This window comes from Lactiplantibacillus fabifermentans DSM 21115 (genome assembly GCF_000498955.2).
In the GTDB taxonomy this organism is placed as follows: Bacteria; Bacillota; Bacilli; order Lactobacillales; family Lactobacillaceae; genus Lactiplantibacillus; species Lactiplantibacillus fabifermentans.
Map to the genome: position 1 here is coordinate 33,531 of NZ_AYGX02000017.1, position 26,509 is coordinate 60,039.

A 26,509-nucleotide genomic window follows, 5' to 3' on the forward strand; every position below is an offset into this window, starting at 1 on the left:
TGTGAGCTGGCGATGAAATAAGGTGGAATCACGTCCAAACGTCCTTTTAGCAGTCTTGCTGAAAGGGCGTTTTTTTATATTTTGATCAGTACAAAAAACGAGGAGGCGTTGGCAAGTGTTAAGTAATTTATTACCTCAAGGAACCCGCGACGAATTTGGTAGTCGTGCGGCGATTAAGCAACAACTAATTTCGGTGATTCAAGCCCATTTTAAGCAACGCGGGTTCGCGTCAATTGCGACGCCGTTACTCGAAAATCAAGCCGTCTTTGCCCCTTATGAAATCGGCAATTATCAGTTATATCAATTATTCGATCAAGACGGGCAAACGTTAGTCTTACGGCCCGACATGACGTTGCCGGTGGCGCGGTTCTTGAGTGCCACGAAAGTCCCGTTACCCCAGAAGTTCAGTTATGTGGGCGATATTTTCCGAGTCGGCCGCCGGTTATCCGGGGCGTACAACCAAATTACTCAGGCGGGTGTTGAATTGATTGGCTACTCGTCAATCAAAGCGGAATTAGAATGTTTGACGCTTGCGAATCGCTTGAGTGCCGAATTAATCGACGACGCGGTGGAGATTGAATTAGGTGATGCCCAGTTTGCCCAACAAGTTGTTGCCAGTTTGACGGCAGATGCGACGCAACAAGCTGCCATTAAGCAAGCCTTGTTCAATAAGCAGATTCCCCAATATCAAGCACTGATTGCCGCGTATCAAGACGAGCCGCTATACGACTTTTTGCAACGATGGCCGCGTTTGTTTGGCACGCCAGCCACGATTTTTGCTCAGTTGGCGACTGCACCGTTACCGGCCAGCGTGCAAACCGGCATCGACCGGTTAAAGGCCGTTGTGGCGTGGATGCAACAGACGATGCCGCAACAAGCCGTTTCGGTGGATTTGAGCAGTGAAGCGCCACAGAGTTATTACACGGGGCTAACGTTTCGGGGATATTCCCAAGCGGGCGCCGGTTACTTATTTAGCGGCGGGCGTTACGACCAGCTGCTGGCTAACTTCCAAGCTAAACCAGAACCCGCAGTTGGGATGGGCTTAGATGTGGATTTACTAACTGAATTAGCTGGCACCACAACGACCACCCAACCGCAAACACTGATTTATTTTGACCCGCTGCAGTGGTCGCAAGCCGAGGCGTATCTGGCGCGCCAACCGCAAGCGATGTTGAGCTTAGCGCCGGATTTAGCCGCGGCGCGCGTTGAAGCGGACCAACTGGGTGCGACCTTAATTGATTTGACAGAAGGTGCTGATGATGAAAAATAACCGTTTGAAAATTGCCCTAACCAAAGGGAGGGTGGAACAACAAGTTTTACCGTTACTCGAAGCCGCGGGCATTGATTGCGAGCTCGTCCGCAACAAGCAGCGCCGGTTGATTTTTGATTCAACGACGCAACCGTATGAATTTATTTTAGCGAAAGGCCCGGACGTTACCACGTTTTTGGAACGGGGCGCCGCGGATGTCGGGATTGTTGGCAGTGACATCTTGGTGGAACACCAAAGTACCCAATACGAATTACTCGACTTAGGGGTCGGTGAATGTCAATTCGTCTTGGCTTCGACGCCGGACTTTGACCCCCAAGCCCCGCAACGTAAAATTATTGGCACCAAGTATCCGTTGATTACGAAACGGTACTTTGACCGCCTCGGCCAAGATGTTGAAATTATTAAAATCGAAGGTTCCGTCGAATTAGCGCCACTGACCGGTTTAGCTGATGCGATTGTTGATATTACCGAAACCGGCACGACCTTACGTGAAAATAATTTACAAATTTATGATTACTTACAACCGGTTTCGACGCGCCTCGTCGTTAACCGCTTAGCCTTAAAACAACAACAAACCGCCATTTATGACTTGGTCGACCGGCTCGCAGCCGTTGTCGCCCCAAAGGAGTCCGCAAAATGAAAATTATTAATGAAGATTTAGCTACTTTAAAACAACTCATCCAAACGAAGACCCAACAATTAACTGATGAAAAGGTCGTTACGGCCGTGCAAGTGATTATTGCTAACGTCATCAAAAACGGCGACCAAGCGTTACAAGATTACGAAAAACAATTTGATCAAGTCACTATTGACCAATTCAAGTTGGACCAAGCCACGATTGACGCGGCGTATGACAATTTAGATGCGGATGTCAAAGCGGCGTTATTACTTGCTAAGCGCAACATTACGAGTTTCCACGAAAAAGAAAAGGCGACTGGCTTCATTGATGCCGAACAACCGGGCGTCTTGCGGGGGCAAAAGTTATTGCCACTTAACCGGGTCGGCTTATACGTTCCTGGGGGTACCGCGGCGTATCCTTCCACTATTTTGATGAGTGCTTTGCCAGCCAAAATCGCCGGCGTAAACGAAGTCATTATGGTAACACCGCCACAAAAGGATGGTATTAATCCGGCCGTCTTAGCCGCCGCTAAAATTGCCGGCGTCGATGCGATTTATCAAGTCGGCGGTGCGCAAGCCATTGCCGCGTTAGCTTATGGGACCGCGTCGATTCCCCAAGTGGATAAAATCATTGGTCCCGGCAATGTCTTTGTCGCTACTGCCAAAAAGCAAGTCTTTGGGCAAGTCGCCATCGACATGGTGGCGGGACCGTCTGAGATTGGGATTATCGCCGATGATAGTGCCAATCCCCGCGAACTCGCGGCGGACTTATTGAGCCAAGCGGAACACGATAAGTTAGCGCGCCCCATTTTGATTACGGATAGTTCGCGCTTGGCGCAAGCGGTGAGTGATAACGTCGATTCCCAGTTAAAGGTGTTGCCACGAACCGAAATCGCAACTGCTTCGGTGAACAATAAAGGTTTTATTGCGGTAGTTGATCAGGTGACCGATATGTTTGAGTTGATGAACACGGTTGCGCCCGAACATTTGGAAATCCAATTGGAAAATCCAACGCAATACTTGAATCTCATTAAAAATGCTGGCTCCGTCTTTTTAGGGCGCTACGCTTCGGAACCACTCGGTGACTATGTGGCCGGTCCTAATCACATCTTGCCAACTAGTGGGACAGCGCGTTTCTCATCACCGTTGGGCGTGTATGACTTTGTCAAACGGACTTCCTTTATCCAGTACACTGCGCCGGCCTTAGCTAAGGAAGCTAAAGCTATTACCACGTTAGCGCGCGTTGAAGGTTTAGAAGGTCACGCCCGCGCCATTGAAGCCCGCTTTGATACTTATTACGACTAGGAGGTCACCGATATGCGACAAGCTACGATTAAACGTGAAACTAAAGAAACGCAAATTGAAATTAGCCTGAACTTAGATGAACAGAGTGGTATCGACATTGATACCGGGATTGGTTTTTTGAATCACATGTTGAACTTATTCGCCAAGCACGGTCGCTTTGGCTTAGTCGTCAAATGTCACGGTGACTTGGACGTTGACCCGCACCACACGACCGAAGATACGGGGATCGTGTTAGGTGAATGTTTCAAACAAGCACTCGGCGATAAAGTTGGGGTTGAACGATACGGAACCGAGTTTGTGCCGATGGATGAAACGCTGGGGCAAGTGAGTGTGGACTTGAGCGGCCGGTCGTACTTAGTGTTTGATGCGGAATTGACGAATCCCCGCTTAGGCGGCCTCGACACCGAAACGGTGGAAGATTTCTTCCAAGCGTTCGCGTTTGCCGCCGAGATGAACTTACACGCCCGCATTTTATATGGCCGCAATACTCACCACAAGGTCGAAAGCTTATTTAAGGCGTTAGGCCGGGCGATGCGAGCGGCTGTCACGATTAATCCCGACATCAAAGGGGTCAACTCCACAAAGGGTGTGATTTAATGTTTGCAATTGTCGATTACGATACGGGGAATACCCGCAACTTAAAAAAAGCGTTTGATTACTTACAAGTCCCGACAACGTTAACAGCGGACCCGAAAGTTTTGAACCAAGCCGACGCCGTTATTTTACCGGGCGTGGGGGCCTTTGCGGCGGCGATGCAGGCGTTAAATGACCGGCAACTTGTCCCTGTTTTACAACAACTTGGCCAAGCTGGTAAACCAATGCTCGGCATTTGCTTAGGGATGCAATTGCTATTTCAAAGTAGTTCCGAGTACGGCGACCATGCCGGGTTAGGTTTATTAAAAGGGCAAGTCGCCGCGATTCCAACCAATCTCGGTGTGAAAGTCCCCCAGATGGGTTGGAATCAAAATAACGTCCAGCAATTAAACAGTCCCTTTGCGGCCATTGATGGACAGTTCACTTACTTCGTACATTCCTATTATGCTGTCAGTCCCGCTGACCAAATTGTCGCGACGGTCGATCATGGCATCGCGATTCCCAGTATTGTGCAGCGGCAAAATGTGGTGGGGATGCAATTCCACCCGGAAAAAAGTGGGCAAGTTGGGTTACAACAATTAGCGACCTTTAAGGAAATGGTGATGGCAAATGATTTTTCCAGCAATTGATTTAAAAGGTGGGCAAAGTGTCCGCTTGTATCAAGGTGATTATGAGCAAACGACGTTAATCAACGCCGATCCGGTCCAACAAGCCCAACAAATTAACGCCGCCGGTTTAAAACAGCTACATCTAGTCGATTTGGATGGCGCCAAGTCCGGGCAACCGGAAAACTTGGCGACTATCACGGCTATTCGGCAAGCTTTTGATGGCACATTAGAACTGGGCGGCGGAATTCGCACGTATGATTTAGCGGTCCGCTACTTACAGCTAGGCATTGACCGCTTAATTATTGGTTCGGCCGCCTTGACTAACCCCGCTTTAGTCCAACGCTTACTCCAAGAATTTGGCGGGGCCCGGATTGTGATTGGGGTCGATGGGAACAATGGTCAAGTTGCCATCAACGGGTGGCTGGAACAATCGCAGACGAGTATGCGTAGTCTGATTGCCACGATGATGGCCGCCGGGGCCCAAAACTTTATCGTGACCGATGTGGCGCGCGATGGCACGATGCAAGGACCGAACCTGGCGCTGTTGACCACGCTGCATACCGAATTACCAGCTGCAAACTTAGTGGCTAGTGGCGGGATTCGCGATGTGGCTGACTTGCAGACTTTACAAGCTGCCGGAATTGACGATGCCATCATCGGTAAGGCTTTGTATGAAGGGACCGTTACCTTGGAACAATTGGCGGAGGTGTAAGCAATGTTAGCAAAACGGATTATTCCATGTTTAGATGTCGCGGATGGTCGGGTAAAAAAAGGCGTCAACTTCGTAAACTTGACGGATGTCGGCGATCCAGTCGCCATTGCCGCGGCGTATCAGCAACAAGGGGCCGATGAATTAGTATTTCTGGATATTTTTGCGACCAATGAACATCGGCAAACGATGGCTGATATTGTGGAACAAGTCTCCGCACAAGTTTTTATGCCGTTGACGATTGGCGGGGGCATCAGTAGTGTGACCGACATGCAACGCTTGCTGAAAGCCGGTGCCGACAAAATTTCGATCAATTCAGCCGCGGTCGCTAATCCGGCCTTGATTACGGCGGGCGCCGAAAAGTTTGGCAATCAATGTATCGTGGTCGCAATTGATACCGCTTGGGATGCCCAAGCGCAACAGTATCGGGTCTACACGCATGGTGGGCAACAAGCCACCGATTTAGACGCCATTGCTTGGGCCAAAGCGGTCGTGGCGCGTGGTGCTGGCGAACTACTCGTGACCAGTATGGACCGCGATGGCACGAAGGCTGGGTTTGATACTGACTTGTATCAAGCCTTAGGCGCCGCCGTCAACGTGCCCATCATTGCTTCCGGTGGGGCGGGCAACTTAGCCGACTTTGAGACCGTCTTTCAACAATCGCCGGTCGATGGAGCGTTAGCGGCCTCGGTCTTTCACTACGGCGAGCTCACCATCAGTGAGGTTAAACATGCCTTAGCGGCGAAAGGAGTGGTCGTGCGATGACTAATGAACCAGACTTTGATAAAGGCAACGGTTTGGTGACGACGGTCGTCACCGATGCCACGACCAAAGCGGTATTAATGGTCGCTTGGATGAACGCAGAAAGTTATCGCCGGACCTTGGCATCGGGTCAGACGTGGTTTTGGTCGCGTTCGCGGCAAGAGTTGTGGCATAAAGGCGCCACGAGCGGCAATTTGCAAGATGTCGTTAGTATCGCGCTCGATTGCGACAACGATACGTTATTAATAGCAGTTAATCCACATGGCCCGGCTTGCCATACCGGTCACGCCAGTTGTTTTTTTAAACCAGTATTGAATAGAGAGGATCTTGACTAATGCAAAATATGGAAGAACTTTATCAAATGATCGCTGAACGGCAAAAGAATCCTAAAAAAGGCTCGTATACGGATTATTTATTTACTGAAGGATTGGATAAAATCTTGAAAAAAGTCGGGGAAGAATCGACCGAAGTAATTGTGGCCGCCAAAAACCCGGGCGACTCGGAACTGGTCTATGAAACCGCGGACTTGTTTTATCACGTGTTAGTTTTACTCGTGCAACGCGGTGTTAGCTTTGACCAGATCAAAGCTGAATTAGCGAAGCGTGAAGGTAAGATGAGTGATTTTAAGGATCGGCCAGAAATCAAGAATTTATAACGGGGGCTAATATATGAAGGCTAGTGTGCAAAATTTACAACCGTATGTGCCGGAGAAACCGTTAGCCACTTTAGCACAGGAGCTCGGATTAGACCGCGTAGTGCGGTTATCCGCCAATGAGAATCCTTACGGCACTTCCCCCGCCGTGGCGGCCGCGGTTAAAGCTTGGGACTTTACCCAGAGCAATCGCTACCCCGATGCAGACGCCGCCGCGTTACGCACAGCGGTGGCAAAGCGGGAACATGTCGATGAGGACCAATTGGTGTTTAGCGTCGGGTTAGATGAAATGATCGTCATGGTTTCACGGACGTTCTTAACGCCCGGTGACCAAGTCGTCGTATCAGCGCCCACCTTTGCGGAGTACGGGCTCCATGCCGAAATCGAAGGCGCGCAGCTTGTGTCGGTGCCGACCTTAGCTAATGACCACGTGGATTTTTCAGCCTTAGCGGCGGCCGTGACCCCGCCAGTTAAGATGGTCTGGTTATGCAATCCAAATAACCCGACTGGGACAGTAGAATCCTTAACGGACATCGAAGCCTTCATTCAACAAGTGCCTAGTGAAACGGTCGTCTTGATTGATGAAGCCTACTTGGACTTTGCGCCGAATGCGGCGGCCATTACGGCCATGCAATTGCCCGGGAAATATCCGAATGTCGTGGTGATGCGGACTTTTTCGAAAGCTTATGGGTTAGCGAACTTCCGCAGTGGCTACGCGGTTTTCTCTAAGGAATACGCACCGACGATGCAAGCCGTGCGCTTGCCTTATAATGTGAATTCACTTACCCAAGTAGCGACATTAGCGGCTTTGAATGACCAGGACTTTGTCCACGCCACCGTTCAAAAAAATGCGGTTGAACGCGCCAAGTGGCAAACGTTTTTCGACGATAATCAGATTCAATATGACGAAAGTGGCGCTAACTTTATTTTCTTCAAGTATCCTAAGGCTGACCAGTTAGCCACCTACTTATTACAACACGGCTATGCGTTGCGGACTGGCTTGCGACCAGATTGGTTACGACTGACGATTGGGACGGCTGAAGATAATGCAGCGATTCAGCAATTGATTTTAGCTTATCGAAGTTAACGAATTTGTGCCGGAAAATTTTAACTAAAAAACTGTTTGATGACATGGTGAATTCATCAAACAGTTTTTTTGTGTTAGCGGCTTATGACTGTAAAAATTTAGTTAGTGCCGCAGTCGGTAAGTCCAACTGTGTCTGCAAGCCGCCCTGACGTCGCTGATGCTTGATGGTGGGCGCGACGGTCTCATTGGGCAGTAGTTTCGCCAATTTTGGGTGCGTTAAGTTATGTGGCCGATGCCAAACATCGTTCGCCAAAGCTAGCCGCGGTTGGCTTTGATACATAATCATGACATGTTGCAATTCCACAAATTCTGGGGTGGGTGTGCTGACGGCTAGGACGTAAGGATGGTAAGCCGCAATCAAATTTTCGGGACTCACGAAGCGGTAATTGGGAAAGTAGTTGATCAACACATAGTCGTATTTTTCAAAGTCCGGATAGTGTTTTAAATGACTGACGAGTTGGTCACGCTCATAGTATTTAGCGATACTTGTATAGTGATTGGTGTTGACCAAATCAGCAGTCGTAAACGGCATTCGCGGTAAATAAGTCATCCCGATTTTGGGTTGATAGTGGGTGTGGCGATATTGGTCATCAAAAGTTTTAAACGCGTTTAAATCGAGCACTGCCACTTTAGCGGCAAGTGTTTGGGTGAGCCAATTGGCCAAGTTATACGTAATGGTCGTTTTACCGACTTGGATATGTTCACTAGTTATTAAAATATATTTGGTCATTTCATCACCCCAGTAATATGTAAAAGTTACCCTTATTATACAAAATGCCATCGCAAACGACTAGTCCAGTTGACTTAGAGTTGTGTCGAAGGGGTATACTAGCGCTATCAAAATGACGGAGGTTTTGACATGAGTGAATTAGACAAATTAGATGCGGGTCAGTGGTACCATTTTTTAGATGATGAAGTCGCTGCGCGTAAAGCACGGGCCGCCAAATTATGCCAAGAATTTAATGCCATTGATGCGACTGATCCAGCCGCCCAAACGGCGAAGATTCGTGAAATCTTAGGCAGTTGTGGGCAACACGTCTCGGTGCAAGCAAATTTCAACTGTGATAATGGGTTGAACATACATGTCGGCGAAAATTTTTTAAGCAATTATAATTTAACGATTTTAGATATTGCCCCAGTCACGATTGGTGATAACGTCATGATTGGGCCCAATGTTGATATTTATACGGTTAATCATCCGTTGGTCGCTGCTGACCGCATTCAATGGTTAGCACAAGGATCCCCAGTTACCATCGGGAATAATGTCTGGATTGGTGGCAAAGTCACGATTACACCGGGCGTGACGATTGGGGATAATGTCGTGGTCGCGACAGGGGCCGTGGTGACCCAAGATATTCCCGACAATACGCTCGTGGGCGGGGTACCGGCTAAAGTGATTAAAACGTTAGCCTAGCAAAAAAGGATGCGCCAAGCATCCTTTTTAGTAGGTTTGTAAACGAGTTTCTAATGCCTTTAAATCGGCAATTTGCGTCGCGGTTAACGTTTGACTAGTGCCCACCACATTGACGATTTCTTGCCCAACTTGCAGAACCGCTAATAACGTTTCATCGGTTTCCAGTAAGGATGAAATCCGAATAAATGCCCGAAAGTCGTCAAAATCTTGATTGAGCTGGTTTTGTTCAGCTTTGTTGAGCGATTGGGAAACGATTTTTTTGAACCGTTGGAGTCGTTTCCCCCGTTCGCGCCGGGCCGTGACGTACGGCAAGAACAGTGCAACGATGACGGCAATAATTTCAGCGAAGGCCGCAATCCATTCTGATAAAGGTCCAATTTCCATCTGTGCCACCTCGAAAAATTTGGCGAAATTGTGGTTAATGTTTGAAAATTAAACATCGGCCATTAATAATTCCAGTATAACAGGTATACTAAATATAGGTGACTATTCACGAATGGAAAGAGGTTTCTGCGTGCTACACTTTATCGAACAACTTTACGGTCCGTTCTTTAGCGGCGCCAACTGGGGCCAAGTCATTACGTCCGCCAATGATTGGTTAATTATTTTATCGTTGGCGATTATCGAATGCTTATTGTCAGTTGATAATGCGGTCGTGTTGGCAGCCCAAACGCAAAGTTTGGACAATTTACAAGAACGTGAGAAATCATTATTTTATGGTTTATGGGGCGCGTATTTGTTTCGATTCTTAATTATTGGGATTGGAACGTATCTGATCAGTTTTTGGGAAATCAAAGTTCTCGGGGCCGGTTACTTATTTTATTTGGTTTATCGTTATTTTTCACCAAATCCAGAACCAACCGCGGAACCGAAAAAGCAACGTCGCTGGTTTGGTTTGAGTAAGTTTTGGTCGGTGGTGATTCAGATTGAAATGATGGATATTATCTTTTCTATTGATTCAGTCTTAGCATCATTAGCCATCTCTGATAATCCCGTGATTGTCTTGATTGGTGGGATGATTGGGATTGCTTGTATGCGGGGCATCGCCGAAGTCATTATGCGGCTTATGCGTAAGATTCCGGAATTGGAAACGATGGCGTATTGTTTAATTGTCATCATTGCGATTAAATTATTTGTTTCGATTCCGGCGATTGGCTGGGATATTCCTGCCACTGCCTTTGGTTTCATTGTGTTAATTGCGTTTGTAATTACGATGGTGATTCATTTTATGCGGCAAAAGGCCACGAAGAAAGGTGAGTAAAATGCAACTTGGATTTGTTGGAACGGGTGTTATGGGCGCGGCCATCGCGCAAAACTTAATGGCGGCTGGACATCAGTTGACCGTTTATAATCGCACTAAAAGTAAAACCGACGCGCTCGTCGCCAATGGGGCTACTTGGGCGGCCACGCCAGCGGACGTTGCCAAACACAGTGACGTGGTCTTTACGATGGTCGGTTTTCCCACGGATGTCGACAACGTTTATTTTGGCGACGATGGGATTTTTAGCGGTTTATCGGCGGGTAAGACGGTCGTTGATATGACGACTAGTCGGCCAAGTTTAGCCGTGAAAATCGCGGATTACGCGACGGCTCATGGGTTTCACGCCCTCGATGCGCCGGTATCTGGCGGCGACATTGGTGCTAAGAATGCGACGCTGACCGTGATGGTTGGTGGCGATACGGCAACGTATCAGGCGGTCTTACCATTATTTGAAACAATCGGCCATCAAGTCAATCACTTCGGGGGGCCCGGCACCGGACAACATGCCAAAATGGCCAACCAGATTATGATTGCGGGCACGATGACCGGCTTAACGGAAATGTTGTTATATGCTAAAGCCGCTAACTTGGACTTGGAAAAGGTCTTAGCCACCTTATCGAGTGGTGGGGCCGACAATTGGAGCATGGACAACTATGTGCCCCGGATTTTAAAAGATGATTATACGCCTGGCTTTTTTGCCCGGCATTTCTTAAAAGATTTACGGATTGCGCTAAGCGAAGCCGATGCCATGGGCTTGGACCTCGTGGCCACCGCGCAAGCCAAGCGTTTGTATGAAGTCATGGTGGACGTCAAAGGGCTTGGTGACCAAGGGACGCAAGGGTTGATTAATATTTATTAGCAGAGTGGAACTAGCAGCGGTTAGTTTGCGAGCATTAACGTGATAAGTGCGATTATGCCCGGGCTTTGGGCATGATTGCGCTTATCGGGTTAAGCGGAACAAACTGCTGCTAGTTCCACGTTTCGGCCATAAAAATAGAACGAATGGGCACCTGATGAATGAGAAATTCAGCAGGTGCCCATTTGAGTATATTGAAATTTTTATAAACCAATCAGTATAAGTTCGACCTACTAATAGCCAGTTGCCAATTCAAAGCCACTAAGCCAAGGTCTTAACCGCTTTTTGCGCTGCCACGTTCATGATGTTCCAAGGCCGGTCAAAGCCTGGTTGGAAGAAGAAGTCGGTATAAGCTAAATCATAAACGGTTAACTTCGCTTGGACGGCTAACGCAATCGTGTTGATGTTAGCGGTGACGTCGGCTTGCGACATGATTTGCGCACCTAAGATGCGGCCATCGGTAGGGTCAAAAGTGAGCTTGAACCACACTTTAGCGTTGCCGGCACTTTCAGGAACGAATTTTGGCCGGGCCGTATCGGTGACCATCACGGAAGCACTCTGAACGCCGAGTTTTTCACTGGTGCCAGCTTTGATACCGGTTGACGCAAAGTGATAGTCAAAGACGGAAAGGGCGGAAGACCCTGAAACGGCGGGCATCGCCATCTTGGTGCCGAGTAAGTTCTTCGCCGCAATCCGACCTTGGCGGCGGGCATTGGTCGCGAGGGCAATCCGGTTAACACCATCCGTTGGCGCGAATGGGACTAACGTCGCGTCCCCAACGGCGTAAATGTTTTCATTGCTAGTTTGTAAGTAATCATTGATTTTAATTAAGCCGTGATCGTCTAAGTCAACGACGCCGTCAAGCATGGCAGTATTGGCCTTAATACCGGCTGCGGAAACGACTAAATCAGCGGGATAAGTTCCTTGGTCCGTGACAACCGCACTGACTTTACCGTCAACGCCTTCAAAAGATTGGACGCTTTGACCAGTGGCCGCTTCGATACCATGGTCGGCCATCGTTTGCGTCAAAGTGTCGGTGAATTCTTCGTCTAAGTATAAGCTCAATAGGCGTGGTAATAAGTCAATCACCGTGACGTGCATCCCCGCCTTAGCGAAAACTTCGGCGGCTTCAATGCCAATATATCCTGAACCAATAACGACGACATTTTTAACAGTTGGGTCGACCGTCTTAGCTTTGAGTTTGATGGCCCAGTCGCGTCCCCGCATCGCGTAAACGTTTTGTAAATCATGACCAGGAACGGGTAATTCAAATGGAACTGCGCCCACACTGAGCACTAATTTATCATAATTTTCATCGCGTTCGGTTCCGTCGGCGTGATTGACCACGTGGACAGTTTGGTTAGCAGCGTCAACACTTGTGATTTCTTGTTGGACGAAGACGTGTACGCCTTGGGCCGACATGCCCGCCGGCGTTGCGTAACTCACGCTGTTAACATCTTTAACGGTGCCTTCTAAGTACAATTGCATCCCGCAAGACAGGAAGGAGAGGAAGTCGCCTTTTTCATACCATTGAATTTCGGTGTTCGGTTGGTCGGCTAAAATGCCGCGGACCGTTTCATAACCACCATGTGATGAACCTACTACGATAACTTTCATGATAAAACCTCCAATTGATAGTTTAGAACTGTTCTAATAAAGAGTAACATAGATTGTGCACAATTAAAAGTGTAAGCGATTAATTTTTTAAAGTTAATTAGTTAATACTGGTCATTTTTTTACGGCAAAACAGCCGTCCTAGTAATTTGGTTTTTGACTTACCAAACTAAAAGGACGACTGTTTTGATGTCGCGCTTGATTCAGTTTTAGCCGGACTAAAATGAATTAGTCATGGCGGCGCTTAAAGGCGGTGCCTAAACCAAGTAGGGTACTGCTGAGCGCTAGTAGGATTGCGCCAGCCACACTAGCTCGATTCGTTTGTTCATCAGTTTGTGGCAACTGTTTGGCCCCCTGGTTGGTGGCGGTTGTCTTAGTCGCATCTTTGACCAAAGTGGCGGCCGTTGCAACGTTAGGACTAGTCCCAGCGTTGGCCTTTTGCTTACTTGGTTGAGTAGTAGTTAGCAATTTATTCGATTTACGATGACTTGTTGAAGGCGCTGCTGACTGTTCATCAACGGGTGTCGGGGTAATTTCATCATCACTAGAAGTGACTTTGTAATGGTCGTCATCGTCAATGAAGCCATCATTATCGTCATCACCATTGTCGTCATTATCATCGGAACTGTTGCCGTTGTTATCAGTATTACCGTTATCACCAGAATTATTCTCGTTGTTATCAGTATTACCGTTATTACCGGAATTATTCTCGTTGTTATTAGTATTACCGTTGTCACCGGAATTGTTCCCGTTGTCGTTAGCCACCACCGTAACGGTCGTCGTTTGGCTAGTTTGATTGCCGGCCGTATCGGTATACGTGTAAGTGACCTCGTAAGTCCCTGGCGTGTTGGTATCAACTTTGCCAGTAACGGTAAGTTGGTCAGCGGTTAATGGATCACCATTTTCGTCGGTCCCACTAATAAAGCCGGTGTCGGGTGTCCACGTACTGCCTTGGGTCACCGTCGTATCGTGTGTGCTCAAACCAGCTTGGCTGGTGACGGTGACGATGGCATGAGCCGTGTAATCCGCAATCGTATAACTAATATCGTAGGTGCCCACTTGACCCAGGCTCGTGACAACTTGGCCGTCAGCGTTGGTGATGACCATCGTGATATCGGCGGCGGTCCCGGTCGTCCCAGTCGGCGTCACCGCAGTGGCCACGTTTTGACTAGGGTCCCAAGCAGTCGTGGTCGAAAGGTGCTTGGTGGTCTCCTTGAGCGTCAAGCCATAAACGAATACTTGGGCAGTACTAGTGGTGACGTTACCCGCGGCATCCGTGTATGAGTAGCTCACTTGATAAGTGCCTAAGGTGTTGGCATCTAAATTAGTCGTTGTCCGAATTTGGCTGAAATCAAGCGGATCGCCATTTTCATCGGTGGCACTCGTGATTCCAGTAGCTGATTGCCAAGTCGACCCTAATTTAAGCGCCGTGCCTTGACTAACCAGCGTGGCTTTAGAAATCACGTTGACCGTGGCTGTAGTAGTGTAGTCATTGACCGTGTAACTGACTTGGTAACGGCCCGGCGTCGTCAAGTCAGTTACGACTTGGCCATGGTCGTTAGTAATCACGATGTCAACATCAGTTGGCGCAACTGGTTGGCCATTATTATCAACCGCCGTATGCACGTTGTTACTTGGTTGCCATGGACTCGTCGTGGTCTTGGTCAGTTCGGTATCATTTAAAGTGACGCCGTAAACAAAGACATTGACGACTTGCGAGTAGACGGTATTACCAGCGGCATCGGTGTAAGCTAACGTAATCGGATAAGTGCCAACGGTTGCCGTATCAACGGTGCCGTTGCTGACGACCACTTGGTTTGCGGCTAACGGTTGCCCGTTTTCATCTTGCGCCGAGGCGAGGTTCGCTTCGTAATGCCAAGTGTCACCTAATTTGACGGCGGTATTTTGACCGGTTACCTTTGCATCACTGTAAACGGTAATAGTAGCCGTCGTTGTAAAGTCATTGACCGTATAGTTGACTTGGTAAACGCCCGGTGTTGTCAAAGTAGTGACGGGGTGGCCGCTGGCATCGGCGATGGTCACTTGGGCTGGGGTCAGCGTTTGACCAGTATTGTCGCCAGCAGTAGCGACGTTTGATTGGGCTTGCCAACCACTTGTCGTGACGACTTTTTTACTGGTTTCCTTGAGCGTCACGCCGTAGACAATCACTGTGCCCGTACTCGTGACCGTGTAGCCGGACGCATCGGTATACCGATATTGAACGGTATAGCTTCCTGGCTGGGCGGTCGCAATGGCTTGATCGACGGTAATATTACTGAAGTCTAAGTCAGCGCCATTTTCATCGGTAGCACTGACTAGCCCGGTGCGATAATCCCAAGTTTGGCCAACTTTAACCGTGGCCGTTTGGGTCTTGATAGCGGCGTTAGAAACCACGGTCACAACGGCGGTAGCGGTATAGTCATTGACCGTATAAGTGATTTGGTACGTGCCCAGCTGATTGAGGGCCGTGACTGCTTGTCCGCGACTGTCAGTCATGGCAATCGTGACTTCATTGCCGGTTAAGGCGGTCCCCGTATTGTCGAAAGCAGTGTTGACGTTACCAGCAACCGACCAGTTGTTGGTCGTGGTTAATTGCTTAGTCGTTTCATTTAAAGTGACTCCATACACGTAAACCTGAACGGGTAACGAAGTAACTGAATTGCCCGCCGCGTCGGTATAAGTCAACGTAATCGTTTGTGGCCCCAACTTACTAGTGTCGACAGCGTGGTCGCTCGTGACTTGCGTATAGTCGGTAATCGTCGTGCCGGCTTCATTGACGAGCGCCTTAATCGCTTCAGCCAAGTCCCAAGTCCCGTTTAATTTCACACTTGAGTCTTGACCCGTGACTGCTGCTTTCGTATAAACTGTGACGATAGCGCTGGTCGTGTAATCATTGACCGTGTAATTAACGGTATAAGTACCGGGCCGGTTCAAGGCCGTCACCGGCTGACCTTGGGCATCGGTCATGGTAATGGTGACCGCTTCATTTGCGACCGGTTGACCAGCATTGTCATAAGCCGTTTGAACATTTGAGCTCGGTTGCCATGCCTCTGTGGTGTAAAGGGACTTAGTCGGTTCTTTTAACGTGATCCCGTAAACATAAACCGGTACGGCGTCGGAAGTGGTCACATTACCGGCGGCATCCGTATACGTTAATGTGATGGTTTGCGTTCCTAAGGTACTAGTATCGACCGCGTGATCCACCGTGACCCGGGAGTAGTCGGTAATCGTGGTGCCAGTCTCATCTTGTAGCGCTTGGATAGCTTGCGCCAGCGTCCAAGTGCCATTCAGTTTAACGTGTGAGGCTTGACCCGTGACTTTTGCATCGGAAACGACCGTGATTTGCGCGGTGGTCGTGTAATCGTTGACGGTGTAGGCGACAGTATAAGTGCCTGGTCGATTCAAGGCACTGACGGTATTGCCGTTTGCATCAGTCATAGTAATCGTGACTTGATTGCCAGTTAACGAATTACCGGTATTGTCGGCGGCCGCCTTAACGTTGTCGGCTGGTTGCCAAGTATTCGTCGTGAATAACGTTTTGCTAGTTTCGTTAAGCGTTACACCATAAACATAGACTTGAACTGCCGTCGAAGTGGCGACATTGCCGGCGGCGTCCGTGTAGGTTAAGACGATGTTTTGCGGGCCGAGTTTGCTTGTATCAACCGGTGTATTGAGGCTGACGCGGGAATAATCGGTAATGACATTGCCATTTTCATCTTTGACAGCTTTGATGGCTTGCGTCAAATCCCAAGTGCCGTTTAATTTAACCGCGGAATTTTGGGCATCAACAGCGGCATCGAAAAAGACGGTGATGGCCGCAGTCGTTGAATAGTCATTTAAGGTGTACGTAACGGTGTAGTTGCCCGGGCGATTCAACGCAGTTACGACACTATTATCGCGATCATTGGTAATGGTAATCGTAATCGCGTTATCCGTGCTAGCGACCGTTTTACCGCTATTGTCGACGGCGGTATTGATATTGCTAGCCGGGTCCCAGACGGCGGTGGTTGCCAACCGTTTTTCCGTTTCGTTCAGCAAAATACCATAAACGGTCACGGGAGCGGTCGCAGTCAAGGTCGCGGTCGTGTCACCGGTCGTTTGATACGTGTAGGTGTAAGTTACCGTATAGACGCCCGGTTTTTGGTAATTAACGGCCGTCGCACTGTCATTGGTGATATCACTGGCTGAAAGGGCCTTGCCATAGTCATCGGTCCCGCTAATAAAGCCAGTGGTGGCATCCCAAGTGGTGCCTAATTTGACGGTCGCGCCCGTCGTGTTAACGTTCAATGTCGGGATAACTTGCCAAATATAAGTTTCGACAGTGCCCGTTGGTTGCGCGTAGGCGGCTAATAAGTCATCTGATGAGTAGACTTTAGTGGGTTGGCTAGCGTTAATCCAGTTGCCGGTATACGTTTTTAATTGGGCCGTGGATAAATAATTAGCTAAGCCCAGCTTGGCCAAGGAACCCAGGGTCACATTTTTACCTAAAACTAATTTGGTGAGCTGATAGCCGGTCGCTAATTTTGAAGAGAGCAGCATATTTTGAAAATTAGTCACGTTGGTCATATCCCAGTTATCACCGCTGAGGTCTAACGTGGTGAGCGCGGTCATTTTTGCAAACATGTTGTACATATTAGTGACATTATGGGTATCCCAGTTACCGATATTTAAAGTGGTGAGTTGACTATCACTAGTAAATAAGCCCCCCATGTTGGTCACGTTACTCGTGTCCCAACCACTGACATCGAGGCTGGTGAGGGCAGTCATACTTGCAAAAGTGCCCCCCATGCTGGTAAGACTGCTGGTGTCCCAGTTACCGATTGATAGGACTGTCAAATTAGGCATGCCATTAAAGGTTTCAACCATACTGGTGACCTTAATTGGTGTCCACTCGTGGATATCAAGCGTTAATAGGCCAGATTTATTAAACATCCGTTCCATCGATGTAACGTTGCTCACATCCCAGTCAGCGATGTTCAGACTGGTGAGGGCGCTGTCAGCGGAAAACATGTTAGTCATGTCAGTCACTTTACTCGTGTTCCAAGTGTTTAAGTCCAGACTAGTCAAACTGTCTCTAAGGGAAAACAATCCTTTCATAGTAGTGACACTAGCCGTATTCCACGCGTCAATAGTTAGTGTTTTCAGTTTGCTTTTCCCAGTCAGGGACATAGAAAACATGTTACTCATATCCAGAACTTTTCCTGTGTCCCAACTATTTAAATCTAGCGTGGTTAAAGCGTTTGTATCGTAGAACATTCTTTGCATGGAATTAACATTGCTAGTGTTCCAGCCATCGATAGCCAGCTGGGTCAGAGAACTTGCTCCCGAAAAAATGGCAGCCATGTTGGTCACATTTCCGGTGTCCCAAGTGTTCAAGTCCAAAGCGGTCAGACTACTGGCGTTGTTGAACATATATGACATGTCCGTGACTGCACTAGTATTCCATTGATCAATATTTAAGGTCGTTAAACTAGTATCATTTGCGAACATATTGTTCATGTTCTTAACATTACGAGTTTGCCAAGTATTTAAGTCTAAGCTGGTCAGATTAGTGTCATTTTCAAACATGTGTAGCATAGTAGTGGCGGCACTAGTATCGAATAGATTTGCATTGGTGATGCTCGTTAATTTGGGTAAATTGGCAAACAAATAGTTGAGGCTACTGCCAGCGGTAACGGCACCATCAAATACAATCGTTGTAATGGTGTTGGCATACGTTGACCATGGTTGGGTAGTCACGCCATTAGTGGCGGCCGAAGTCAACGTTGTCCCGGCTGAAAAATGTAATTCAGTGCCGGTCGTATCGACATACCAAGGGTCCGTGGTGGCAGCCCGCAATAAACTGGCCCGCGCCAAGCGGGGCGTTAAGACCGGTGTTGCCGTTGGCGTCGCAGTGACCGCGGTCGCTGCGATAGTTGGGGCGGTGGTCGTGACGGTCGCGTCTAAATCGGTGGCCACCGTGGCAGCTTGCGTGGTATCACTCAAAGTGGCGTTTTCGGTAGTCGTCACCGGTGTGGTGGCAGCGGGTGTTTGGCTGTCAGTCGTTGCCGTTAAGGTGTCCGTATTAGTCCCGGTCTCATCCGTAGTTGTGGCTGACGTCGTGTTTTGGTTAGCAGTGGTGGTCACTGCTGCGTCTGCAGTTTGGTGATTCGCCGTGGTGTCGTCAGTCACAGCACTGGCACTAGTTGTTGCCGTGACATTAGTTTGGCTGTTGCTACTAGTAGTCGTTGCTGAAGAACTATCGGTCGTTGGCTGGTCAGAGCTACTTGCTGTACTAGTCGTTGTCGCGGCTGTGGTACTCGTTGACCCGGCATCAGCATTAGTTGTCTTAGTAGCGCTAGCACTTTCCGTTGTCGCCGCACTCGTGGCCGTTGCGCTGGAACTTTCAGTAGTCGTCGCGCTGTTGGTGGTGTCGTCGGCTGTCGATGCGGTACTGGTGTTTTCGGTGCTTGAGCTGCTGGTCCGCAAAGTCACGGTTTGACCGCTAGTGGCATTAGTAGCAGTCGTTTGACTCGTTTCGGCGGCACTGTCACTGTTCGCTGCAGTGGTGACGGTGTCGGCTTGAATATTTAATGAAGAAAACTGCCAACTGATAGCAGTGATGCCGGCAAATACCCAGAACCGGCCCTTTTTATACATTTTATAGTGCATTTTAGAATTATTCATATGCATGTCCCCCCGACATGGTACTAATGACCGGATTAATGATTAACGATGGCCTTAGTTTCCCCGCTTAACTTATTTAATATTGCCATTTTATAGTATTTTGAGCGGGTATTAAAGCGATATTATTTATGAATAATTAAAAATATATCGTTAAAAAACTATAATATAAATTTATCTTATATATAATGTAGGTTTTTGACGACCGCTAAAACAAGAAAAGGCGACCTAACAACGTTAATCGTTGCTAGGTCGCCTAAAGTAGTATTACTCAATCGTATCGAAAAAACTTAATAATTTTTCTTTAGTTAGCTGCTTTTTTTCGTCGCCGCGGACATCAAACTTGATTTTGCCTTGGTCAAGTACGATCAAACGATTCCCATATTTTAAGGCGTCGTCTAAATGGTGGGTGATCATGAGACAAGTTAAATTTTCTTGGGTGACACGTTCGTTCGTTTGATGCATCAGTTCGGCACTAGTTTTCGGGTCTAGGGCCGCCGTATGTTCATCTAATAATAAGAGGTCGGGGCGTTGTTCCGTGGCCATTAAGAAACTGAGGGCCTGACGTTGCCCACCAGATAAGTTTTCGGTAGCCGTGTTTAACCGAGTTTCCAAGCCATTTTGCATCGTCGTTGTGATTGCTTTGAAGTGGGGGAGTTGTTGTTTTAACCGGCGTAAGCGTAATGTCCGGCGTTTGCCACGATGCAGCGCTAACAGCAAGTTTTCCGCCACGGTCATCCGGGGAGCGGTGCCCATCTTCGGGTCTTGGAAGACTCGGGCGAGAAAGGCCGTCCGCTTTTCAACAGAAGTATGGGTAATGTCTTTGCCGTGCAAGGTGATGTGGCCTTCGTCAACGGGTAAGCCGCCGCCAATCGTATTGAATAGCGTCGACTTACCAGCCCCGTTAGAACCTAAGACCGTAATGAAGTCACCGTCATAAATATCTAAATTTAAATGTTGTAAGATCATGACTTCATTGGGCGTGCCCGTGTTAACCTTGGTGACAATATCTTTCAGTGATAATAGTGGGGTCATGGCTTTTCAACTCCCTTCTTCAAAGTATGGGTCAATTGTTGCATAAGATTGCCGAAGCGGGACGTCAATCGCGAAGCGCCTTTGTTGAGCTGCGGTAACATTAAGCATAGCGCTAAAATCAAGGCCGACAAGAGGTTCATATCGTTGGTGTTGAAACCGAGTTGTAAGACGAGTAAGCGAACGAATTGATAGATGATACTCCCTAACGTCACGGCGACGAGGCGTTGATTTAACGTCAATTCACCGAAAACGACTTCCCCAATAATAATGGAGGCTAAGGCGATAACGATAATCCCAATCCCCATGCTGACATCGGCGTAACCGTTGTTTTGGGCAATGAGCGCGCCGCCCAGACCGATGATGCCGTTTGAAACCATTAAGCCCATGATGGTCATGTTGTCGGTGTTAATCCCAATCGAACGCGCCATCACGCGGTTGTCACCGGTGACGATAAACGCTTGGCCTAAATTCGTTTGTAAGAAAATAATTAATAGCCCAGTAATGATGGCAATAACGACGAAGCCGACGAAGACACTATCAAAATATTTTGGTAATGATTCGAGAAAGTGGCTCGAAAAAATCGTCGTCTTACCAAGTAATGAAATATTAGAGCTGCCACCCATGACGCGCAAGTTAATCGAGGAGCAAGCGGTCATGACTAAGATCCCGGCTAATAAGAAGGGCACTTTACCTTTCGTATACAGCAGGGCGGTGACCAACCCGGCGATCGCGCCAGCGACAAACGCTAACCCGGAAGCTAAATACGGGTTCATCCCATTTGAAATGGCGGTGACGGCTACGGCCGCACCTAGTGGGAACGTGCCTTCAACGGTCATATCAGCAAAATCTAAAATTCTAAACGTTAAGAACAACGCCACCCCGAGGGAAGCCCAGAGCAAACCTTGCCCGACACTCGAAACAATCATACTCATTTGTAAATAACTCCCTTCGTTTTCGCTTCTTTAATGACACTCTTCGGGAACGTAATCCCGAGTTTTTTCGCTTCCGATAAATTGATGGTCATTTTACCTTTAGAAATCACTTTAATCGGGTAATTGGACGTTGATTTGCCCTTTAAGACTTTGGCGGCCATTTCACCGGTCAACTTACCTAATTGATATTGGTCCACGGATAAAGTGGCTAAACCACCAGCTTTAACCATGGTATCAACGGCTGGAATAACGGGCACTTTGGCTTTGTTAGTGACCGAAACTAAGGTCTTCATCGCACTAGCGACGCCGTTATCTTGTGGTGCGTAGACGGCATCAACTTCACTAGCCATCTTTTCGGCGACTGTTTGCATGTCGTTGGTATTAGCGATGGTGAACATCTTGTACTTCACGCCTTCTTGTTTACAAATCTTCGCAAATTTCTTGGCGTTATATTCACCACCATGATCAGAAGTCGTGTAGATGATCCCAATCGTTTTCGCTTTAGGGACGAGTTTACGTAATAAGTCTAAATGTGACTTGAGTGGTGATTCCCCGGATGTCCCAGTCACGTTAGCCCCCGGATGGGCATCGCTTTTAATTAAGCCGCTCCCAGCGGGGTCAGTGATGCCGGCCAAAATAACGGGCGTCGTTTTACCAGCGGCAGAAACGAGTGATTGCGCCGCTGGAGTTGCAATCCCAATCGTTTCATCGGCGTCTTCGCTGATGAACTTTTGGCTCATCGACTTCAAATTACTTTGGTCACCTTGGGCGTTTTGATAGTCAATTTTGACCGTTTTCCCTGGGACGTAACCATTTTCTTTGAGCCCAGCGATGATGCCGCGATGGATGGCATCCAAAGCGGGGTGGGTTTGTAACTGTAAGATGCCGACAGTGGGAATCTTATTAGTACTTTTAGTGCTCGTCGTGCTCGAACCAGTTTTGAAAAAGGCAATGCCTAGAAAAACTACGAGCGCGGTAATGAATGCAATCATCCGTTTCAATGTGTGGTCACCTCAACAATATTTTTTACGGGGCAAGCAAGCGGCCCGCCGTCACGCCCTAACACGTGGCGACCAAAAGCCATAAAAAAAGGGCAAACCAGTAAGCTCTGGTTTGCCCTTTACGGAACCGAAGCCTGCTGTGTTAAAACCCATGCAGACTTCTTTGAATGTCAAAGTTAGCCGGCACAGATACAAACTGTTTGCCAGATTGTATCCGTGTGGCGGAATTACAATCTGAATCGCCGGCTTTGCCATGAACTATTCAAGTTTGATTGTAAAGACTTTGTCATTCCTTGGTCCCTCGCTTTCGTTTATGTAATGTGTTCAGTATAGGCAAACTCAAAAAACGTGTCAAGAGGAAATTTTGGTTCTAGTTAAATGTTGGTGGTTGCTGCAGCTGGCTCACCGTAATTCCATCGTCCTGGGACCGGTCCAAGCCTGAGGAGCGGTCTTGTACCTCGCTTTTGAGCCCAAGGTTCAGGTCTCAAAAGGCGTCCGTGGTGTAAACGGGCAAACAACGCCCGTTAACGCCACCTTCAGGACGATTCCATTACGGTCAGCCAACTGCTAAATTTAGTTTAATTGTCAAAACGATTAGTAAACGAAATACGACTGAGCGTTTGTTATTATGACGTGATGATTCGAGGAACAATTGACTTTAAGCAAGAATCCAGTCGAACGATAATCGTGTCAGCTCGGCTAAAAGTACGAACGCCACTTTCACGGCGACGATATGTTTTTGTCGTAGGCACTTTTCTAATTACATTGAAACTAACTAAATGGCATTGGAATGAGTAATTAATGGCAATCTGCCCGCACTAGCTTCAATTCGCGTTGATGGGCTATTAACCTTAATTAGTTAATTTTTTAGCGGGAAATCACGCAAAAAGGTGGTCGAATAGCTTAAGTAAATAAAGTTTATCGGCCAGCTGTTGACAATAAAAATTACAGGTGTTAAATTAGCATCACATTAAAAAAACGATTAAGACGTTGAAGAGAAGAGTAGTCCCACGAGTAACTCCCCAGAGAGCTTCGAATTGGTGCGAGAAGCAGTTGTGAGTGTGATGAAGATGAGCTTGGAGTCATGATTCGGGTCGTAAGGCTACGAATGCGGTGGCAACCGATATATTGCGGAGTATCCCCATTTGGCGGGGTACTTGTCGAGGCGATGACTGTGAGGTCATTGCGAATCACGGTGGTAACGCGAAAGCTTTCGTCCGTTAGTTTCTAGTAAAGAGACTAATGGTCGAAAGCTTTTTTGTCGTAAGAAAGGAAGATTGTCGATGACAGTGACAGCAGTGAATGGCTTATTGAAAGCCCAACAACAGTGGCTCAATCCCACGGGTGACGCCCACCCGTTGCAACTTTTGCTTCTAAACTTAATGCCCACTAAAGCCGTGACGGAGCGGCAGTTTTTGGACCGCTTTGCCGCCGTTTCACAAGCGGTGAACGTGACATTTATGTATCCGGCGAGCCATCACTTCAAAGGCATCGACCGGCAGACCGTCGCGGATCATTATGTGACCTTGGCCGACGTGTATGACCAACACTTTGACGGTTTGATTATTACTGGGGCACCGGTGGAATGCTTACCGTTTGAGGCCGTGGATTACTGGCAAGAATTTGAACAGATTGTTGACTGGGGGCAAACCCATGCGACGCAAACCTTGTTTGAATGCTGGGCGGCGCAAGCGGGGTTATATTATCAATTTGATATTCAAAAACAAGTTTTGTCACAAAAAGTGTTTGGCATTTATACCGCGTCCACGGTGGTGTCTGACTCGCGCTTGGTGAGTGGCCTCAGTGCTGGGGGCTTACTGAAAATGCCACAGTCTCGGCATACGCAATTGGACTTGCCGACCACGTTACCGGCGGGACTGCAAATTATTGCGGAAAACGACCAAGTCGGGCCATTACTACTCAGTGCGCCGACTAAGCACGCCGTTTATGTGACGGGCCATCCAGAATATGCCGCGACAACGTTAGCGACGGAATATCGCCGTGACTGCCGTAAGCATTTACCGATTCAATTACCGGAAAACTATTTTGAAAATGTCCAAACGGGTCAAGTTGAATACAGCTGGCGGGAGGCGAGCTGTCAGCTTTATCAAAATTGGCTCGCCACCTTACAACTCACGAAAGTAGGCAATTAATATGACGGAAAATAAGCATTTACATTTTGAAACGCTCCAAGTGCACGCTGGTCAAGTCGTTGATGAAACGGGGGCCCGCGCTGTGCCGATTTATCAAACCACTTCTTATGTCTTCAAGGATGCCGCCCAAGCAGCGGGGCGCTTCGGCTTAAAGGACCCCGGGAATATTTATACGCGCTTAACGAATCCGACGACCGACGTGGTGGATAAACGAGTCGCCGCGCTCGAACACGGGACGGCTGGGGTGACTTTAGCTACCGGTTCGGCGGCCATTACCGCCGCTATTTTGAACATTGCCCAACAAGGTGATGAGATTGTGGCGGCTAGTACGTTATACGGCGGGACTTACGATTTATTGAGCGTCACGTTGAAAAAATTGGGGATTACAACCCATTTTGTGGACCCGGATAACCCGGTCAACTTTGAAACGGCCATTAATGAACATACGAAGGCGTTATACGTGGAAAGTATTGGAAATCCCGGGATTAACTTAGTGGATTTTGAAGCGATTGGCGCGATTGCCCATCAACACAACATCATTTTGATTGTCGATAATACGTTTGGCACGCCATACTTAGTACGACCCCTTGAACACGGCGCCGATGTCGTCGTCCATTCCGCCACGAAATTTATCGGCGGCCATGGGACGACGATGGGCGGGGTGATTGTTGAAGGTGGCACGTTTGATTACGCGGCTAGTGGCAAATATCCAGACTTCACGACGCCCGATGCGCGATACGATGGCTTAGTCTGGGCCGACTTAGGAGGGGCGGCCTTTACGACCAAAGTTCGCGCCGAGACGTTACGCGATACTGGCGCGACGATTAGTCCGTTTAATTCGTTTTTACTCTTACAAGGTCTGGAATCATTGTCACTGCGTGTGGAGCGGCACGTGGAAAACACGCGCAAAATCGTGGCTTACTTGAACAATCATCCGAAAGTGGCTTGGATTAACTATCCCGAATTGGCGGCTAGTCCGTATCATGATTTAGCGTCGAAGTATTTTCCCAACGGCGTTGGTTCCATCTTCACCTTAGGATTAACGGGTGGTGAAGCGGCTGGCAAAGCTTTAATTGAGCATTTACAATTATTCTCATTATTAGCTAATGTCGCCGATGCCAAATCACTAATCATTCACCCCGCGTCCACGACCCACGCACAATTAAATGAACAGGAATTATTAGCTGCCGGGGTCACGCCGGATTTGATTCGGATTTCCGTCGGTGTTGAAAATGTGGATGATTTGTTAGCGGACTTAGATCAGGCGCTAGCGCAAGTTTAAAACCATTAGGGGGCTTAAAAATGACGCAGACAATTGAAGTGGGCATGCTAGGATTAGGAACCGTGGGCAGTGGGGTGGTGGCGCGTTTAACACGGGCCGCTACTAAAATTGAACAGACACAAGGATTACGGCTCCATTTAGCAACAGTTGCCGTGCATCATTTGCGAGCACCCCGAGCTGTCCAATTACCAGTCGGAACCCGTTTGACGGATGACTGGCAACAAGTCGTTACGGACCCGCGGATTCAACTCGTGATTGAAGTGATGGGGACCATTGCCACGGCCAAAGCGGCGATTATCGCGGCGTTGACGCATGGTAAATCCGTTGTGACTGCCAATAAGGACTTGATGGCAACCAACGGTGAGCAGTTGATTGCGTTAGCACAACGGCAAGGCTGTGACTTGTTTTATGAAGCTAGTGTGGCGGGCGGTATTCCAATTTTACGGACCCTAACGGACAGTTACGCGACGGACCAAGTTCAGCGCGTGGCGGGGATTATTAATGGTACAGCCAATTATATTTTAACGGCGATGACGAGTCAGGGCCAGTCTTATCAAACAGCGCTCACGGCGGCGCAACAAGCGGGGTATGCGGAAGCCGACCCGACTAACGATGTGACCGGCTTAGATACTGCTTATAAATTGGTAGATTGCAAATTTAATCCGAATTTTTGGACAAATTGTTCAGCATAAC

23 protein-coding genes and 1 other annotated feature (1 of these 24 running past the window's edge) are annotated in these 26,509 nt (G+C 48.2%); of the genes, 16 read left to right on the forward strand and 7 right to left on the reverse strand.

The annotated features are described in order from the left end of the window. Nucleotides 1–49 (forward strand) — a binding site (T-box leader) (it extends 187 nt beyond the left edge of the window). A gap of 66 nt (nt 50–115) precedes the next feature. Genes hisZ through hisC form a run of 10 tightly spaced genes read left to right on the forward strand, consistent with a single transcriptional unit; the run spans nt 116 to nt 7,605 of the window. After that, entirely contained in the window at nt 116–1,270 is a 1,155-nt protein-coding gene (hisZ, locus tag DY78_RS01095; RefSeq protein ID WP_024626058.1) for an ATP phosphoribosyltransferase regulatory subunit, read from the forward strand. Then, complete coding sequence (hisG, locus tag DY78_RS01100; protein WP_024626057.1) at nt 1,260–1,910, forward strand: ATP phosphoribosyltransferase; 651 nt, start codon at nt 1,260–1,262, stop codon at nt 1,908–1,910. Before hisZ ends, hisG begins: the two co-directional genes overlap by 11 nt. Continuing rightward, nucleotides 1,907–3,193: a histidinol dehydrogenase gene (gene hisD, locus DY78_RS01105; RefSeq protein ID WP_024626056.1), complete on the forward strand. Its 1,287-nt coding sequence runs from the start codon at nt 1,907–1,909 to the stop codon at nt 3,191–3,193. The genes hisG and hisD overlap by 4 nt, the downstream gene beginning before the upstream one ends. A gap of 12 nt (nt 3,194–3,205) precedes the next feature. After that, nucleotides 3,206–3,790, forward strand: coding sequence for an imidazoleglycerol-phosphate dehydratase HisB (gene hisB / locus DY78_RS01110; protein WP_024626055.1), 585 nt, complete (start codon nt 3,206–3,208; stop codon nt 3,788–3,790). Continuing rightward, nucleotides 3,790–4,416, forward strand: a complete 627-nt coding sequence (gene hisH, locus DY78_RS01115) for an imidazole glycerol phosphate synthase subunit HisH (protein WP_024626054.1) — start codon at nt 3,790–3,792, stop codon at nt 4,414–4,416. The genes hisB and hisH overlap by 1 nt, the downstream gene beginning before the upstream one ends. Further along, a complete protein-coding gene (gene hisA / locus DY78_RS01120; RefSeq protein ID WP_029779145.1) occupies nt 4,397–5,107 on the forward strand; it encodes a 1-(5-phosphoribosyl)-5-[(5-phosphoribosylamino)methylideneamino]imidazole-4-carboxamide isomerase in 711 nt (236 codons plus the stop codon). Before hisH ends, hisA begins: the two co-directional genes overlap by 20 nt. A 3-nt stretch (nt 5,108–5,110) precedes the next feature. Continuing rightward, complete coding sequence (hisF, locus tag DY78_RS01125; RefSeq protein ID WP_024626059.1) at nt 5,111–5,869, forward strand: imidazole glycerol phosphate synthase subunit HisF; 759 nt, start codon at nt 5,111–5,113, stop codon at nt 5,867–5,869. Further along, complete coding sequence (hisI, locus tag DY78_RS01130) at nt 5,866–6,201, forward strand: phosphoribosyl-AMP cyclohydrolase (RefSeq protein ID WP_024626053.1); 336 nt, start codon at nt 5,866–5,868, stop codon at nt 6,199–6,201. The genes hisF and hisI overlap by 4 nt, the downstream gene beginning before the upstream one ends. Then, complete coding sequence (gene hisE / locus DY78_RS01135) at nt 6,201–6,521, forward strand: phosphoribosyl-ATP diphosphatase (RefSeq protein WP_024626052.1); 321 nt, start codon at nt 6,201–6,203, stop codon at nt 6,519–6,521. The genes hisI and hisE overlap by 1 nt, the downstream gene beginning before the upstream one ends. Before the next feature lie 13 nt (nt 6,522–6,534). Continuing rightward, nucleotides 6,535–7,605: a histidinol-phosphate transaminase gene (gene hisC, locus DY78_RS01140; RefSeq protein ID WP_024626051.1), complete on the forward strand. Its 1,071-nt coding sequence runs from the start codon at nt 6,535–6,537 to the stop codon at nt 7,603–7,605. 82 nt (nt 7,606–7,687) lie between these two features. Here the strand turns inward: hisC and DY78_RS01145 are convergent, their stop codons facing one another. Further along, entirely contained in the window at nt 7,688–8,335 is a 648-nt protein-coding gene (locus DY78_RS01145; RefSeq protein WP_024626050.1) for a hypothetical protein, read from the reverse strand. A gap of 129 nt (nt 8,336–8,464) precedes the next feature. Between DY78_RS01145 and DY78_RS01150 the strand changes: the two genes are divergently transcribed. After that, nucleotides 8,465–9,019 carry a sugar O-acetyltransferase gene (locus DY78_RS01150; RefSeq protein ID WP_024626049.1) on the forward strand — a complete coding sequence of 185 codons (555 nt, stop codon included), beginning with the start codon at nt 8,465–8,467 and terminating at the stop codon, nt 9,017–9,019. 27 nt (nt 9,020–9,046) lie between these two features. On the opposite strand, the gene DY78_RS01155 is transcribed toward DY78_RS01150, so the two are convergent. Beyond that, a complete protein-coding gene (locus DY78_RS01155; protein WP_024626048.1) occupies nt 9,047–9,403 on the reverse strand; it encodes a hypothetical protein in 357 nt (118 codons plus the stop codon). 130 nt (nt 9,404–9,533) lie between these two features. On the opposite strand from DY78_RS01155, the gene DY78_RS01160 reads away from it, so the two are divergent. Continuing rightward, nucleotides 9,534–10,280 carry a TerC family protein gene (locus tag DY78_RS01160; RefSeq protein ID WP_024626047.1) on the forward strand — a complete coding sequence of 249 codons (747 nt, stop codon included), beginning with the start codon at nt 9,534–9,536 and terminating at the stop codon, nt 10,278–10,280. 1 nt (nt 10,281) lies between these two features. Further along, nucleotides 10,282–11,139 (forward strand): NAD(P)-dependent oxidoreductase, encoded by an 858-nt coding sequence (locus DY78_RS01165; RefSeq protein WP_024626046.1) that lies wholly within the window; start codon nt 10,282–10,284, stop codon nt 11,137–11,139. 258 nt (nt 11,140–11,397) lie between these two features. On the opposite strand, the gene DY78_RS01170 is transcribed toward DY78_RS01165, so the two are convergent. The 5 genes from DY78_RS01170 to trpX all read right to left on the reverse strand — a co-directional run bounded on the left by DY78_RS01170 (nt 11,398) and on the right by trpX (nt 22,372). Continuing rightward, complete coding sequence (locus DY78_RS01170) at nt 11,398–12,753, reverse strand: FAD-dependent oxidoreductase (protein WP_024626045.1); 1,356 nt, start codon at nt 12,751–12,753, stop codon at nt 11,398–11,400. Nucleotides 12,754–12,978: 225 nt separating this feature from the next. Beyond that, nucleotides 12,979–19,416: a BspA family leucine-rich repeat surface protein gene (locus tag DY78_RS01175; protein WP_024626044.1), complete on the reverse strand. Its 6,438-nt coding sequence runs from the start codon at nt 19,414–19,416 to the stop codon at nt 12,979–12,981. Nucleotides 19,417–19,680: 264 nt separating this feature from the next. Then, nucleotides 19,681–20,448: an ABC transporter ATP-binding protein gene (locus DY78_RS01180; RefSeq protein ID WP_024626043.1), complete on the reverse strand. Its 768-nt coding sequence runs from the start codon at nt 20,446–20,448 to the stop codon at nt 19,681–19,683. Further along, nucleotides 20,445–21,380 carry an ABC transporter permease gene (locus DY78_RS01185; RefSeq protein ID WP_024626042.1) on the reverse strand — a complete coding sequence of 312 codons (936 nt, stop codon included), beginning with the start codon at nt 21,378–21,380 and terminating at the stop codon, nt 20,445–20,447. The genes DY78_RS01180 and DY78_RS01185 overlap by 4 nt, the downstream gene beginning before the upstream one ends. After that, nucleotides 21,377–22,372 carry a tryptophan ABC transporter substrate-binding protein gene (trpX, locus tag DY78_RS01190; protein ID WP_024626041.1) on the reverse strand — a complete coding sequence of 332 codons (996 nt, stop codon included), beginning with the start codon at nt 22,370–22,372 and terminating at the stop codon, nt 21,377–21,379. The genes DY78_RS01185 and trpX overlap by 4 nt, the downstream gene beginning before the upstream one ends. A gap of 1,292 nt (nt 22,373–23,664) precedes the next feature. Between trpX and DY78_RS01195 the strand changes: the two genes are divergently transcribed. The 3 genes from DY78_RS01195 to DY78_RS01205 are packed head-to-tail and all read left to right on the forward strand — an operon-like array spanning nt 23,665 to nt 26,508. Beyond that, nucleotides 23,665–24,534, forward strand: a complete 870-nt coding sequence (locus tag DY78_RS01195; RefSeq protein WP_024626040.1) for a homoserine O-acetyltransferase/O-succinyltransferase family protein — start codon at nt 23,665–23,667, stop codon at nt 24,532–24,534. 1 nt (nt 24,535) lies between these two features. Next, complete coding sequence (locus DY78_RS01200) at nt 24,536–25,816, forward strand: O-acetylhomoserine aminocarboxypropyltransferase/cysteine synthase family protein (RefSeq protein WP_024626039.1); 1,281 nt, start codon at nt 24,536–24,538, stop codon at nt 25,814–25,816. A gap of 20 nt (nt 25,817–25,836) precedes the next feature. After that, nucleotides 25,837–26,508 (forward strand): homoserine dehydrogenase, encoded by a 672-nt coding sequence (locus tag DY78_RS01205; RefSeq protein WP_082621203.1) that lies wholly within the window; start codon nt 25,837–25,839, stop codon nt 26,506–26,508. Nucleotide 26,509: the final 1 nt, after the last annotated feature.

Excerpts from the sequence above, each read along its gene's own strand:
- hisG (WP_024626057.1), top strand. The coding sequence starts at position 1,260 with ATGAAAAATAACCGTTTGAAAATTGCCCTAACCAAAGGGAGGGTGGAA.
- hisD (WP_024626056.1), top strand. The coding sequence starts at position 1,907 with ATGAAAATTATTAATGAAGATTTAGCTACTTTAAAACAACTCATCCAA.
- hisB (WP_024626055.1), top strand. The coding sequence starts at position 3,206 with ATGCGACAAGCTACGATTAAACGTGAAACTAAAGAAACGCAAATTGAA.
- hisH (WP_024626054.1), top strand. The coding sequence starts at position 3,790 with ATGTTTGCAATTGTCGATTACGATACGGGGAATACCCGCAACTTAAAA.
- hisA (WP_029779145.1), top strand. The coding sequence starts at position 4,397 with ATGATTTTTCCAGCAATTGATTTAAAAGGTGGGCAAAGTGTCCGCTTG.
- hisF (WP_024626059.1), top strand. The coding sequence starts at position 5,111 with ATGTTAGCAAAACGGATTATTCCATGTTTAGATGTCGCGGATGGTCGG.
- hisI (WP_024626053.1), top strand. The coding sequence starts at position 5,866 with ATGACTAATGAACCAGACTTTGATAAAGGCAACGGTTTGGTGACGACG.
- hisE (WP_024626052.1), top strand. The coding sequence starts at position 6,201 with ATGCAAAATATGGAAGAACTTTATCAAATGATCGCTGAACGGCAAAAG.
- hisC (WP_024626051.1), top strand. The coding sequence starts at position 6,535 with ATGAAGGCTAGTGTGCAAAATTTACAACCGTATGTGCCGGAGAAACCG.
- DY78_RS01145 (WP_024626050.1), bottom strand. The coding sequence starts at position 8,335 with ATGACCAAATATATTTTAATAACTAGTGAACATATCCAAGTCGGTAAA.
- DY78_RS01150 (WP_024626049.1), top strand. The coding sequence starts at position 8,465 with ATGAGTGAATTAGACAAATTAGATGCGGGTCAGTGGTACCATTTTTTA.
- DY78_RS01155 (WP_024626048.1), bottom strand. The coding sequence starts at position 9,403 with ATGGAAATTGGACCTTTATCAGAATGGATTGCGGCCTTCGCTGAAATT.
- DY78_RS01165 (WP_024626046.1), top strand. The coding sequence starts at position 10,282 with ATGCAACTTGGATTTGTTGGAACGGGTGTTATGGGCGCGGCCATCGCG.
- DY78_RS01170 (WP_024626045.1), bottom strand. The coding sequence starts at position 12,753 with ATGAAAGTTATCGTAGTAGGTTCATCACATGGTGGTTATGAAACGGTC.
- DY78_RS01175 (WP_024626044.1), bottom strand. The coding sequence starts at position 19,416 with ATGAATAATTCTAAAATGCACTATAAAATGTATAAAAAGGGCCGGTTC.
- DY78_RS01180 (WP_024626043.1), bottom strand. The coding sequence starts at position 20,448 with ATGACCCCACTATTATCACTGAAAGATATTGTCACCAAGGTTAACACG.
- DY78_RS01185 (WP_024626042.1), bottom strand. The coding sequence starts at position 21,380 with ATGAGTATGATTGTTTCGAGTGTCGGGCAAGGTTTGCTCTGGGCTTCC.
- trpX (WP_024626041.1), bottom strand. The coding sequence starts at position 22,372 with ATGATTGCATTCATTACCGCGCTCGTAGTTTTTCTAGGCATTGCCTTT.
- DY78_RS01195 (WP_024626040.1), top strand. The coding sequence starts at position 23,665 with ATGACAGTGACAGCAGTGAATGGCTTATTGAAAGCCCAACAACAGTGG.
- DY78_RS01200 (WP_024626039.1), top strand. The coding sequence starts at position 24,536 with ATGACGGAAAATAAGCATTTACATTTTGAAACGCTCCAAGTGCACGCT.
- DY78_RS01205 (WP_082621203.1), top strand. The coding sequence starts at position 25,837 with ATGACGCAGACAATTGAAGTGGGCATGCTAGGATTAGGAACCGTGGGC.